10 protein-coding genes are annotated in these 12598 nt (G+C 73.7%); 7 read left to right on the plus strand and 3 right to left on the minus strand.

The window, feature by feature from the left end; translation table 11 throughout:
• Genes ACIBCU_RS00300 through ACIBCU_RS00320 form a run of 5 tightly spaced genes read left to right on the plus strand, consistent with a single transcriptional unit; the run spans position 1 to position 6458 of the window.
• Entirely contained in the window at positions 1-945 is a 945-nt protein-coding gene (locus ACIBCU_RS00300; protein WP_399228188.1) for a cobalamin biosynthesis protein, read from the plus strand.
• Complete coding sequence (locus ACIBCU_RS00305) at positions 942-2492, plus strand: cobyric acid synthase (RefSeq protein ID WP_399228191.1); 1551 nt, start codon at positions 942-944, stop codon at positions 2490-2492. Before ACIBCU_RS00300 ends, ACIBCU_RS00305 begins: the two co-directional genes overlap by 4 nt.
• Positions 2489-4519, plus strand: coding sequence for a putative cobaltochelatase (locus tag ACIBCU_RS00310; RefSeq protein WP_362932842.1), 2031 nt, complete (start codon positions 2489-2491; stop codon positions 4517-4519). The genes ACIBCU_RS00305 and ACIBCU_RS00310 overlap by 4 nt, the downstream gene beginning before the upstream one ends.
• Entirely contained in the window at positions 4519-5118 is a 600-nt protein-coding gene (gene cobO, locus ACIBCU_RS00315) for a cob(I)yrinic acid a,c-diamide adenosyltransferase (protein ID WP_267076435.1), read from the plus strand. Before ACIBCU_RS00310 ends, cobO begins: the two co-directional genes overlap by 1 nt.
• A complete protein-coding gene (locus tag ACIBCU_RS00320; RefSeq protein WP_362932847.1) occupies positions 5112-6458 on the plus strand; it encodes a cobyrinate a,c-diamide synthase in 1347 nt (448 codons plus the stop codon). The genes cobO and ACIBCU_RS00320 overlap by 7 nt, the downstream gene beginning before the upstream one ends.
• Before the next feature lie 38 nt (positions 6459-6496).
• On the opposite strand, the gene ACIBCU_RS00325 is transcribed toward ACIBCU_RS00320, so the two are convergent.
• A complete protein-coding gene (locus ACIBCU_RS00325) occupies positions 6497-7219 on the minus strand; it encodes a ZIP family metal transporter (RefSeq protein WP_399228195.1) in 723 nt (240 codons plus the stop codon).
• Between the two features lie 91 nt (positions 7220-7310).
• On the opposite strand from ACIBCU_RS00325, the gene cobC reads away from it, so the two are divergent.
• Positions 7311-8822: an Rv2231c family pyridoxal phosphate-dependent protein CobC gene (gene cobC, locus ACIBCU_RS00330; RefSeq protein ID WP_362932849.1), complete on the plus strand. Its 1512-nt coding sequence runs from the start codon at positions 7311-7313 to the stop codon at positions 8820-8822.
• Positions 8823-8886: 64 nt separating this feature from the next.
• On the opposite strand, the gene ACIBCU_RS00335 is transcribed toward cobC, so the two are convergent.
• A complete protein-coding gene (locus ACIBCU_RS00335) occupies positions 8887-9876 on the minus strand; it encodes an SCO1860 family LAETG-anchored protein (protein WP_399228198.1) in 990 nt (329 codons plus the stop codon).
• 321 nt (positions 9877-10197) lie between these two features.
• On the minus strand, positions 10198-11298 hold the full coding sequence (locus ACIBCU_RS00340; RefSeq protein WP_399228201.1) for an amidohydrolase family protein: 1101 nt from the start codon (positions 11296-11298) through the stop codon (positions 10198-10200).
• Between the two features lie 111 nt (positions 11299-11409).
• Between ACIBCU_RS00340 and ACIBCU_RS00345 the strand changes: the two genes are divergently transcribed.
• Positions 11410-12516 carry a pyridoxal-phosphate-dependent aminotransferase family protein gene (locus ACIBCU_RS00345; protein WP_399228202.1) on the plus strand — a complete coding sequence of 369 codons (1107 nt, stop codon included), beginning with the start codon at positions 11410-11412 and terminating at the stop codon, positions 12514-12516.
• Positions 12517-12598 lie beyond the last annotated feature (82 nt).

The following is a 12598-nucleotide window of genomic DNA, read 5'->3' on the forward strand; positions in this document are numbered from 1 at the left end:
GTGCGAGCCGACCGCATCTTCGCGTACGGAGCCGCCGCCGGCCTGATCGGCGACCTGCTGTTCGGTGATCCCCGGCGTGGCCACCCCGTCGCCGCCTTCGGGCGTGCAGCGGCGGGCGCCGAGCGCCGCCTGTGGCGCGACCACCGCGGCTGGGGCGTCCTGCACACGCTCGTCTGTGCCGGGGGCGCCACGGGCGCCGCCGTCCTGGCCGCGCGTGCCGCCCGGAACCGTCCCGCCGCCGCCGTGGCGCTGACCGCGGCCGCCACCTGGTCCGTCGTCGGGGGCACCTCGCTGGGGCGCGAGGCCCGCGCCATCGGCGGGGCGCTGGCCGCCGGGGACATCGAGCTGGCCCGGGAGCGGCTGCCGCATCTGTGCGGCCGCGACCCGCAGTCGCTGGACGGGCAGCAGATCGCCCGCGCCGTGGTGGAGTCCGTCGCCGAGAACACCTCCGACGCCGTCGTGGGAGCCCTCGTGTGGGGCGCGCTCGGAGGAGTGCCCGGGCTGGTGGCCTTCCGGGCCGTCAACACGCTCGACGCCATGGTCGGGCACAAGTCGCCCCGCTACCGGCGCTACGGCTGGGCGTCGGCCCGGCTCGACGACGCCGCCGGCTGGCCCGGGGCCCGGCTCACCGCCGTGCTCGCCGTGGCCGCCGGGGGGCGCCCGCGCGAGGCGGTCCGGGCCTGGCGGGCGGACGCGGGCAGGCATCCCAGCCCCAACGCGGGCCCGGTGGAGGCCTCGTTCGCGGGGGCGCTGGGCGTACGGCTCGGCGGCACCCTCGCGTACGGCGGGCGGGTCGAGCACCGGCCGGTGCTCAACGGCGAGGCCGGCCGGGATGTGCGGGTCACGGACATCGAACGCGCGGTGCGGCTGTCGCGCCGGGTGAGTGTGCTGGCCCTCGCCGTGTGCGCGGCGGGGCGGCTGGCCATGGGACGGAGAGTCGGATGAGCGGCGGGCTGCTGGTCGCGGGGACCACCTCGGACGCGGGCAAGAGCGTCGTCACGGCAGGGATCTGCCGGTGGCTGGTGCGCCGGGGGGTGAAGGTCGCGCCGTTCAAGGCGCAGAACATGTCGCTGAACTCGTTCGTCACCCGGGAGGGGGCGGAGATCGGCCGCGCCCAGGCGATGCAGGCGCAGGCCGCCCGGGTGGAGCCGTCCGCGCTGATGAACCCGGTGCTGCTCAAGCCCGGCGGCGACCGGTCGAGCCAGGTCGTCCTGATGGGGAAGCCGGTCGGCGAGATGAGTGCGCGCGGCTACCACGGCGGTCGCCAGGAGGCGCTGCTGGGGACGGTCGTGGACTGTCTGGAGCAGCTGCGGGGCACGTATGACGCCGTGATCTGCGAGGGGGCGGGCAGTCCTGCCGAGATCAATCTGCGGCGGACGGACATCGTGAACATGGGCATCGCCCGGGCCGCGCGCTTTCCGGTGCTGGTGGTCGGCGACATCGACCGGGGCGGTGTGTTCGCCTCGTTCTTCGGCACGACGGCGCTGCTGAGCCCCGAGGACCAGTCGCTGGTCGCGGGATACCTCGTCAACAAGTTCCGCGGTGACGTGTCGCTGCTGGAGCCCGGTCTCGACATGCTGCTCGGGCTCACGGGGCGGCGGACGTACGGGGTGCTGCCGTACGCCCACGGGCTGGGCATCGACGAGGAGGACGGGCTGCGCGTCTCGATGCGCGGCACCGTGCGGGAGTCGGTCGTGGCGCCGCCGCACGGCGAGGACGTGCTGCGGGTCGCGGTGTGCGCGGTGCCGCTGATGTCGAACTTCACCGATGTGGACGCGCTGGCGGCCGAGCCGGGTGTGGTGGTGCGGTTCGTGGACCGGGCGGAGGAGCTCGTCGACGCGGACCTCGTGATCGTGCCCGGGACGCGGGGCACCGTGAAGGCGCTGGCGTGGCTGCGCGAGCGGGGGCTGGCCGACGCCCTGCTGCGGCGGGCTGCGGAGGGCCGCCCGGTGCTGGGCATCTGCGGCGGGTTCCAGGTGCTGGGTGAGCGGATCGAGGACGACGTGGAGTCGCGGGCCGGACTGGTCGAGGGGCTCGGGCTGCTGCCCGTACGCGTCCGTTTCGGCCGGGAGAAGGTCCTGGGGCGGCCCGTCGGGTCGGCGCTCGGGGAGCCGGTGGAGGGTTACGAGATCCATCACGGGGTCGCCGAGGTGAGCGGCGGCGAGCCGTTCCTCGACGGGTGCCGGGTCGGCTCGGTCTGGGGGACGCACTGGCACGGGTCGCTGGAGAGCGACGCGTTCCGGCGGGCGTTCCTGGGCGAGGTCGCGCGGGCCGCGGGGCGGCGGTTCACCGCGGCGCCGGACACGAGCTTCGGGGCGTTGCGGGAGGAACAGCTGGACCGGCTGGGGGATCTGATCGAGGAACACGCGGACACGGACGCGTTGTGGCGGCTGATCGAGACCGGCGCGCCGAAGGGGCTGCCGTTCATCCCGCCGGGTGCGCCGCCCGCGCCCGGTCATGCAGTTGTGGTTGCGACAGAGGAGGCCCTGTGAGTACGCCGTATCCCTTCACCGCCATCGTCGGACAGGACGACCTGCGGCTAGGACTCCTGCTCAACGCGGTCAGTCCCGCCGTCGGCGGGGTCCTGGTCCGCGGCGAGAAGGGCACCGCCAAGTCCACCGCCGTACGCGCGCTCGCCGCGCTCATGCCCGAGGTCGGGGTCGTGTCGGGGTGCCGCTTCTCGTGCGACCCGGGAGCACCCGATCCGGCGTGTCCCGACGGTCCCCACGAGACGGGTACGGGCGTGTCGCGGCCGGCGCGGACCGTGGAGCTTCCGGTCGGCGCTTCGGAGGACCGGCTGGTCGGCGCCCTCGACATCGAACGGGCTCTCTCGGAGGGCGTGAAGGCCTTCGAACCGGGGCTCCTCGCCGACGCCCATCGCGGGATCCTCTACGTCGACGAGGTCAATCTCCTCCATGACCACCTGGTGGACCTGCTGCTCGACGCGGCGGCCATGGGTGCCTCGTACGTGGAGCGGGAGGGTGTCTCGGTCCGTCACGCGGCGCGCTTCCTGCTGGTCGGGACCATGAATCCCGAGGAAGGCGAATTGCGCCCCCAGCTGTTGGACCGCTTCGGGCTGACCGTCGAGGTGGCGGCCTCGCGTGAGACGGACCTGCGCGTCGAGGTCGTGCGGCGCAGGCTCGCCTACGACGACGATCCGGCCGGGTTCGCCGCGCGGTGGGCCGACGAGGAGGCCGCGTTGCGCGAGCGGATCGTCGCCGCGCGCGCCCTGCTTCCCCATGTGGTGCTCGGCGACGGCGTGTTGCGGCAGATCGCGGCGACGTGCGCGGCGTTCGAGGTCGACGGGATGCGCGCCGACATCGTCATGGCCCGCACCGCGACGGCGCTGGCCGCGTGGGCGGGGCGCGAGGAGGTCGTCGCGGACGACGTGCGGCAGGCCGCGCTCCTGGCGCTCCCCCACCGGCGCCGGCGCAATCCGTTCGACGCGCCCGGACTGGACGAGGACAAGCTGGACGAGGCCCTGCGGGACGCGGCGGACGGCGACGGCGGGAGCGACGACGATCCTGACCCCGACGGGCCCGGCGGCGGGGTGCCCCCGCAGGGCGGCGGCCCCGAGGACGGCGGTACGGACACGGGTGGTCCCGACGACGGCGGTACCGACGCGCCCGGTCGGGAGCAGACCGGGAGCGGCGACGCGCCCGCGCCGGGCGGCGGCGCCGGGGAGCAGCAGCCCGTGCGGGCCGGCGAGCCGTTCCGTACGAAGATGCTCAGCGTGCCCGGACTCGGCGAGGGCGCGGCCGGGCGACGGTCCCGGGCGCGTACCGAGCACGGCCGGACCACCGGGTCGCGGCGGCCCGAGGGTGCGCTGACGAAGCTGCACCTGGCGGCGACCGTGCAGGCGGCGGCTCCGCACCAGCGGGCGCGCGGGCGTTCGGGGCGGGGTCTCGTCGTGCGGCGGGACGATCTGCGGCAGGCGACGCGGGAGGGGCGCGAGGGCAATCTCGTGCTGTTCGTCGTGGACGCCTCCGGGTCGATGGCGGCCCGGCAGCGGATGAGCGCCGTGAAGGGGGCGGTGATGTCGCTGCTGCTGGACGCCTATCAGCGCCGGGACAAGGTCGGCCTGGTCACCTTCCGGGGCAAGGACGCCGAGGTGGTGCTGCCGCCCACCTCGTCGGTGGACGCGGCCGCCGCGCGGCTGGAGACGCTGCCGACCGGCGGGCGCACCCCGCTGGCCGCCGGGCTGCTCAAGGCGCACGACGTGCTGCGGGTGGAGCGGCTGCGTGATCCGTCACGGCGGGCGCTCCTCGTCGTGGTGACGGACGGGCGGGCGACCGGGGGCGTCGACCCGGTGGCCCTGGCGGCGCGGGCCGGACGGCTGCACGCCTCCGAGGGCACCGCGTCCGTCGTCGTGGACTGCGAGTCGGGGATCGTACGCCTCGGGCTCGCCGCACAGCTCGCACGGGATCTGGGGGGCAGCGCGGTCACGCTCGACGAGCTGCGCGCCGACTCGATCGCCGGGCTGGTCAAGGACATCACTGCTGCCGGGAGGGCCGCTTAATGCCACAGGGACAGCCGGTATCGGTACCGGACGACGGACTGACGACACGTCAGCGGCGCAACCGTCCGCTGCTGTTCGTCCACACGGGCATCGGCAAGGGCAAGTCGACGGCGGCCTTCGGACTGGCGCTGCGCGCCTGGAACCAGGGCTGGCCGATCGGGGTGTTCCAGTTCGTGAAGTCGGCGAAGTGGAAGGTCGGCGAGGAGAACGCGCTGAAGGTGCTGGGCGCGAGCGGCGAAGGCGGCACCGTCGACTGGCACAAGATGGGCGAGGGGTGGTCGTGGGTCCAGCGCGACAACCAGCTGGACAACGAGGAGAAGGCCCGCGAGGGATGGGAGCAGGTCAAGCGTGACCTCGCCGCCGAGACGTACAAGCTGTACGTGCTCGACGAGTTCGCCTACCCGATGCACTGGGGCTGGATCGACACCGACGAGGTCGTCGAGGTGATGCGCGACCGTCCGGGCACGCAGCACGTGGTGATCACGGGACGGAACGCGCCGCAGAAGCTGATCGAGGCCGCCGACCTGGTGACCGACATGTCGAAGGTCAAGCACCCGATGGACGCCGGCCAGAAGGGCCAGAGAGGCATCGAGTGGTGAGTGTTCCTCGTCTGGTCATCGCCGCCCCCGCTTCGGGCAGCGGCAAGACCACGGTCGCCACGGGCCTGATGGCCGCGTTCGCGGGACGCGGTCTCGCGGTGTCCCCGCACAAGGTGGGGCCCGACTACATCGACCCGGGGTATCACGCGCTGGCGACCGGCCGCCCGGGGCGCAACCTCGACGCGTACATGTGCGGGCCCGGTCTGATCGCCCCGCTGTTCACGCACGGGGCGAGCGGCTGCGACCTGGCCGTCGTCGAAGGGGTCATGGGGCTGTACGACGGGGCCTCGGGGCAGGGTGAACTCGCCTCGACCGCCCAGGTGTCCAAGCTGCTGCGGGCTCCCGTCGTGCTGGTCGTCGACGCCTCCTCGCAGTCGCGGTCGGTCGCGGCCCTCGCGCACGGTTTCGCCTCCTGGGACCCGGAGGTGCGGATCGGCGGGGTGATCCTGAACAAGGTGGCCTCCGACCGCCATGAGGCGCTGCTCCGGGAGGCGCTCGACGAGTCCGGGCTGCCGGTGCTCGGGGTGCTGCGGCGGGCGCCGCAGGTGGCGACCCCGTCGCGTCATCTGGGCCTGGTCCCGGTGGCGGAGCGGCAGACCGACGCCCTCGAAGCCGTACGCGCGATGGGTGACCGCGTGCGGGAGGGCTGCGACCTGGACGCCCTGATGGTGCTGGCCCGCTCGGCGCCCGCCCTGCCGGACGAGGCGTGGGAGCCGGAGGCGTACCCCCAGGAGGGGGCCCGGCCGGTGGTGGCCGTGGCGGGCGGCGCGGCGTTCACCTTCGCCTACGCGGAGCACGCCGAGCTGCTGACGGCGGCGGGCGCGGAGGTGGCCGTCTTCGACCCGCTGCACGACGAGAAGCTGCCCACGGGCACGGCGGGGCTGGTCATCGGCGGCGGCTTCCCCGAGGTGTACGGACCGGAGCTGTCCGCGAACGAGCCGCTGCGCCGGGCGGTCACGGATCTGGCTCTCTCCGGTGCTCCCGTGGCGGCGGAGTGCGCGGGGCTGCTCTATCTGGCCCGTGAGCTGGACGGGCGGCCGATGTGCGGGGTGCTGGACGCCTCGGCCCGGATGTCCGAGCGGCTGACGCTCGGTTACCGGCAGGCGGTGGCGGTGTCCGACAGCGTGCTGGCCGTGGCCGGGACCCGGCTGCGCGGGCACGAGTTCCACCGGACGGTGCTGGAGCCCGGGGCGGGCGCGACGCCCGCCTGGGGTCTGCATCAGCCGGAGCGCCGGGTGGAGGGCTTCGTCCAGCAGGGCGTGCACGCGAGTTATCTGCACACGCACTGGGCGGCGGAGCCCGGGGTGGCCCGGCGTTTCGTGGAGCGGTGCCGGGGGTGACGCCGCTCCGCCCGCGTGGGCCGGTGCCGGGGGTGGCGTCACTCGGCGATACCGACCACCAGCCAGATGAAGCCCACTCCCGCGACCGTGCACAGCAGCGTGGAGCGGGCCGGGTGGTCGTGGTGCGCCTCGGGGAGGATCTCGGCAGCGGCGAGGTAGAGGAGCGCCCCGCCGAAGAAGCCGAGATAACAGCCGAGCAGTTCCTCCGGAAGGGTGAACAGCAGCGTGGTCGCAGCGCCCACGATCGGGGCCAGTGCGTCCGCGTACAGCATCAGGAGCGCCTTGCGGCGGGCGTTTCCGTAGAGGCTGGTGATCGTGTACGTGTTGAATCCGTCGGCGAAGTCGTGGGTGATGACGGCGAGCGCGACGGCGGCCCCCATCCCGCCGCCGATCTGGAATGCGGCGCCGAGCGCGATGCCGTCCATCAGGCTGTGGCCCACCATCGCGGCCGCCGCCGTCAGCCCGACCTGCGGCACTCTCTCCTCGCCCGCCCCGTGTGCCGCCTGGCGTACGGCCAGCGAGCGCTCGACGAGATGGGCCGTCAGGAAGCCGCCCACGAACAGCAGCAGAGCGGCGGGGACGCCGAACACCACACCGTCCGCGGCCTCCACGGCCTCGGGCAGCAGATCGAGACCGACGACGCCCAGCATCAGTCCGCCGGCGAAGCCGAGCACGAGGTGCCGGCGGTCGCTGACGCGCTGCGCGACCCAGCCGCCCGCCAGGGTCATCAGGAACGCGCCGAGCGCGACGAATACCGCCATGGGCCCTTGCTAGCGGATTGACCCCGCCTCCCGCACCTCAGGCCGCCCTTGCCCGTCTCCCCCAGCCCTGTCCCCGGAAGGACCTTCCGCCATGACCCGAGCCACGCTCGTCGTCGGCGTCGGCGCGCGTCGCGGCGTCCAGGCCGAGGAGGTGCTCGGGCTGATCCGGAGGACGCTCCAGGAGGCCGGACTCGCGGCCGGCGACGTGATCGAGCTGGCCACCCTCGACACCAGGGCGGACGACCCGGGGATCGTCGGCGCGGCGGAGCGTCTGGGGGTGCCCGTGCGGTCGTACACGGCGGGAGCACTGGCGGAGGTCCCTGTGCCCCACCCTTCTGCGGCGCCCCGTGCGGCTGTGGCCACCGGGTCGGTCGCGGAGGCCGCGGCGCTCGCGGACGCCGGTGAACTGCTGGTTCCCAAGCGGAAGTCGGCGTCGGCGACCTGTGCGGTGGCCCGCCGGAGGCCACCGGCAGCCACCTCGGCATCGACGAATGGCTCCGAGCCGTCCACCATGGCTGCCATGCTGCCCCCCACTGAGCACATCGAGAGCGCCGGGCCCGACCTGCGGCACCACGGCGACGCGGAAGTACGCGGCCTGGATCTGACCGACCTCGCCGTCAACGTACGGACCGGCACACCCCCGGACTGGCTGCGGCAGCGGATAGCCGCGTCGCTGGTGTCGCTGGCCGCCTACCCGGACGGGCGGCCGGCGCGGGCGGCGGTCGCGGGGCGGCACGGGCTGCCCGAGGAGAGAGTCCTGCTCACGGCGGGCGCGGCCGAGGCGTTCGTGCTGATCGCCCGGGCGCTGCCCGTCCGGCGGCCGGTCGTCGTGCATCCGCAGTTCACGGAGCCCGAGGCGGCCCTGCGCGCGGCGGGGCATCAGGTCGGGCGGGTGCTGCTGCGCCCGGAGGACGGCTTCCGGCTGGATCCGGCGGCGGTGCCGGAGGACGCGGACCTGGTGGTCGTCGGCAACCCGACCAACCCGACGTCCGTGCTGCATCCCGCGGGGGTGCTGGAGCGGCTGGCGCGGCCCGGGCGGACGCTGGTGGTCGACGAGGCGTTCATGGACGCCGTACCGGGTGAGCGTGAGGCGCTGTGCGGGCGTACCGACGTACCGGGGCTGGTGGTGCTGCGGAGCCTGACGAAGACCTGGGGGCTGGCGGGGCTACGGATCGGCTATGTGCTGGCCGAGCCGGAGACGGTCGCCCTGCTGCAGGAGGCGCAGCCGCTGTGGCCGGTGTCCTCCCCCGCGCTCGCGGCGGCCGAGGCGTGCGTGGAGCCGCGCGCCCTGGTCGAGGCGGCGGACGCGGCGGACCGGATCGCGGTGGACCGGGCGCATCTGCTGGCCGGTCTCGCGGAGTTCAGTGAGGTACGGGTGGTGGAGCCGGCCGCAGGGCCGTTCGTGCTGCTGCGGCTGGAGCGGGCGGGCGAGGTACGGGATCTGCTGCGCTCGCGCGGATTCGCGGCGCGGCGCGGGGACACGTTTCCCGGGCTGGGCGGTGAGTATCTGCGGATCGCCGTACGCGACCGTGTGACGACCAACAGGTTCCTTCAGGCGCTCGACCTGGCGCTGCAGGGGCTGCCCCGGAGAACCGTCGGCTGACGGTTCTCCGGGGCGAGCGGGAGCGGTGCTCCTATGTGCGGGCACCGCTCCCACCGGAAGGTGATCAGCCCCGGGCGCGCTTACGGGCGAGGACCGTGGCGCCCGCTCCGACCGCCAGCAGGACGGCGGCTCCACCCGCGATGTACGGGGTCGAGGAGCTGGATCCGGTCTCGGCGAGGTCGCCGGAGGAGGCCTGGACCGGGTCGGATCCGGTCTGGGGCTTCACGTCGACGGGCTCTTCCTTGCCGCCGGTGCCGTCCGTGTCGCCGGAGCCGCTGTCGCCGCCCGTCGATCCGCCGTTGCCGGAGGAACCCCCGTTGTCCGAGCCACCGCCCTTGGGCGTCTCGCACGTCGCCTCGGCCAGCGTGATCTCGCCCTCCACCTCGGCGACGTTCAGCTCGAGCGGGTTCACGGAGACCCGCAGCTGGAGCGCCGTCGCGGCCGCCGTCCGCTTGGTCGTCACGGTCTTCGACAGGTCGAGCGTCACCTCACCGACACCCGGTACCTCGACCTTCGTCGTGCCTCCCGACGTGAGCGTGGTCTTCTTGCCGAGCACCGTCACGTGCCCCAGCACGTTCGACTCCGCGACCGGCTTGTGGCCCACCTCGCACACGGCCCTGGACGTGACCTTCTCGATCTCGATCAGCGAGAGCGCCCGCAGCCCCGGCACATGCACCCGCGCCTCGGCGAGGTTGCTGTACCCCTCCGCCTTGTGCGCGTCCACCGTGGCGTTCGCCGTGGCGACGTCGGCCTTCAGCATGTGGAAGGGACGGCCCTTGTCGACGCCGTCGAGCTCGACGGTGAGCGCGGTCTTCTCCGCGCTCGCCGGCGCGTGGACCTCGTTGAGCGAGGTCTTGAGCGGCACCTGGACCGACTTGTTCAGGAGCGAGACGTCGAGCCCGGCGCGGAGCACGACCGCGCTCGCCTTTCCGTGGCCTCCGCCCGGAGTGGCCGGGGCCGTCGCGGTGGCTGCGTGCGCGGGGACGGCGACGAGCAGTGCGACGGGAGCGGCGGCGATCGCCAGGGCAGCCGAACGGAAGGTGTTGCTGTTCAAGATGGTGGAACCCCCACAAGAGACATGGAGCCACCGGAGCCGTCCAATGGGGGACATCGCGGGCACCGGTGGCCTCGACTCCGTGAATCTTTACGCACAGAGGGTGAACTGGCGGACACCTTGCGCCAGTTCACTCCAAAGAGGGGTTTCCGTGTGCACATTCGAATCCAACGGCACAGGAGTTCCTCGGAATCACCCGTTTCCCGCCTCCGGGGCGTGCCCGACGGATGTCCCGGACAGCGCACCGAGAGGGTTCAACGAGAGCCGGGGCCCGGGGTCACCGCCGGTCAACACGGCGCCCCTTCGGGGGCCGGCCGGCGGTCAGCCCATCACCCGTCCGTTGAGCACGACCGCGCGCGGGGACGCCAGCACCCGTACGTCCGCCCTCGGGTCCTCGTCGTACATCACCAGGTCCGCCGGGGCCCCCTCCTCCAGCACCGGCCGGCCGAGCCACCGCCGCGCGCCCCAGGCCGTGGCGGAGAGCGCGTCGAGGGGCGGGATGCCGGCCTTCACCAGTTCGGCCACCTCGTCCGCGATGAGGCCGTGGGCAAGCGACCCGCCCGCGTCCGTGCCCGTGAAGACCGGGATCCCCGCGTCGTACGCCGCGCGCACGGTGTCGTACCGGTCCGCGTGAAGCCGCCGCATATGGGCGGACCAGCGGGGGAACCTGGCCTCACCCCCTGCCGCGAGGCCGGGGAAGGTGGCGATGTTGACCAGGGTCGGGACGATCGCCACGCCATGCTCCGCGAAGAGCGGAATCGTGTCCTCGGTCAGCCCCGTCGCGTGCTCGATGCAGTCGATCCCGGCCTCCACCAGGTCCCGCAGCGCGTCCTCGGCGAAGCAGTGCGCGGTGACCCGGGCGCCGAGCCGGTGCGCCTCGGCGATCGCGGCCTCGACCTCGCCGCGCGGCCAGCAGGCGGTCAGGTCCCCGGCGTCCCGGTCGATCCAGTCGCCCACGAGCTTCACCCAGCCGTCGCCCCGCCGTGCCTCCTGGGCGACGTAGGCGACGAGGTCGCCGGGCTCGATCTCATGGGCGAAGTTGCGGATGTAACGACGCGTCCTGGCGATGTGCCGCCCCGCTCTGATGATCTTCGGCAGATCCTCGCGGTCGTCCACCCACCGGGTGTCGGAGGGTGATCCCGCGTCGCGGATGAGCAGCGTGCCGGCCTCCCGGTCGGCCAGGGCCTGCTTCTCGCTGGTCGCCGCGTCGACGGGGCCCTGGTGCCCGAGCCCCACATGGCAGTGCGCGTCCACGAGCCCGGGCAGCACCCATCCGCTGAGCGTCACGGCGTCGTCGGCGCCCGGCGGCCTCTCGTAGGTGATCCGCCCGTCGACCGCCCAGAGCCCGTCCCTCACCTCGTCGGGTCCGACGAGCACCCGCCCCTTGATCCGCAGCACCGGCGCCACCTCGTGATCACTCATGCCCAGCACTGTACGAGGCCGTCCGGCCAGGGGCCCAAGGGGCAGGGGGACGCTTAGTACCCTCGACGCAGGCGCTGAGAGCGCACCGGCCGACCCGAAGAGAGCAGCACCGTGACACACCCATTCCTCGACCTCGCCCCGCTCACCGCCGCGCGTTTCGCAGCGATCGAGCGGCGGGTGGCCGCCCTCCTCGGCACCGAGCAGGACGTCGTCATCATGCAGGGCGAGGCACTGCTGCCCCTCGAAGGCTGCATCCGGGGCGGCGCCCGGCCCGGTTCGACCGCGCTGAACATCGTCACGGGACCGTACGGCCAGACCTTCGGCGACTGGCTGCGCGACTGCGGCGCCGAGGTCGTCGACCTGGCGGTGCCGTTCCACACGGCGGTCACCGCCGAGCAGGTCGAGCGCGCGCTGGCCGAGCATCCCGCGATCGACTTCGTCTCGCTCGTGCACGCGGAGGCGGCGACCGGCAACACCAACCCGGTCGCGGAGATCGGCGAGGTCGTGCGGGCGCACGGCGCGCTGTTCATGGTGGACGCCGTCGCGTCGGTGGGCGCGGAGCCGCTGCTGGTGGACGCCTGGGGCGTGGACCTGTGCGTCGTCGGCGCGCAGAAGGCCATGGGCGGCCCGGCAGGGGTGTCCGCGGTGTCGGTGAGTGCGCGGGCGTGGGAGCGGATGGCCGCCAACCCGCAGGCCCCGCGGCAGTCGTACCTCTCGTTGCTGGACTGGAAGGCCCGCTGGATCGACGGGGGCCGCAAGGCGCTGCCGCACGCACCCGCCCAGCTGGAGATGCTGGCGCTCGACGCGTGTCTGGAGCGGATCGAGGCGGACGGTCCGGACACGGTCATGACGCGGCACGCCTCGGCGGCAGCGGCGACCCGGGCGGGCGCCACGGCGCTCGGCGGCGGGCTGGAGCCGTACGTCCACGACGCCCGTGACGCGGCTCCGGTCGCCACGACACTGCGCGTGCCGGCGGATCTCGACGCCGCGGCCCTGGTCGGCCGGGCGCTCGCGGCCGACTCATCGCTGCCGCTGATCGCGGGAGGTGGGGCTCTGTCCAAGGAGATGATCCGGGTCAATCACTACGGTGTGCACGCGACGCGGGACGCGGTGCTGTCCTCGCTGGCCGCCCTGGGCGCCGCGCTCGACGAGGCGGGCCGGAAGACCGATATCGAGGCTTCCCGCGAAGCCGTCGCGGAAACCTGGCGGAACAGCTGAATTAATTGAAGCCCGCACCTTCGGCAATTCAATCGACGTGAAAGGGGAGCTGCTTTATCGGGAGCAGCTCCCCGCATTCTTC

It is taken from the genome of Streptomyces sp. NPDC051064 (assembly GCF_044455985.1).
In the GTDB taxonomy this organism is placed as follows: Bacteria; Actinomycetota; Actinomycetes; order Streptomycetales; family Streptomycetaceae; genus Streptomyces.

What these genes read in the sequence shown, in the direction of transcription:
- ACIBCU_RS00305 (WP_399228191.1), top strand. Translation starts at nt 942, where the DNA reads ATGAGCGGCGGGCTGCTGGTCGCGGGGACCACCTCGGACGCGGGCAAG.
- cobO (WP_267076435.1), top strand. Translation starts at nt 4,519, where the DNA reads ATGCCACAGGGACAGCCGGTATCGGTACCGGACGACGGACTGACGACA.
- ACIBCU_RS00325 (WP_399228195.1), bottom strand. Translation starts at nt 7,219, where the DNA reads ATGGCGGTATTCGTCGCGCTCGGCGCGTTCCTGATGACCCTGGCGGGC.
- cobC (WP_362932849.1), top strand. Translation starts at nt 7,311, where the DNA reads ATGACCCGAGCCACGCTCGTCGTCGGCGTCGGCGCGCGTCGCGGCGTC.
- ACIBCU_RS00340 (WP_399228201.1), bottom strand. Translation starts at nt 11,298, where the DNA reads ATGAGTGATCACGAGGTGGCGCCGGTGCTGCGGATCAAGGGGCGGGTG.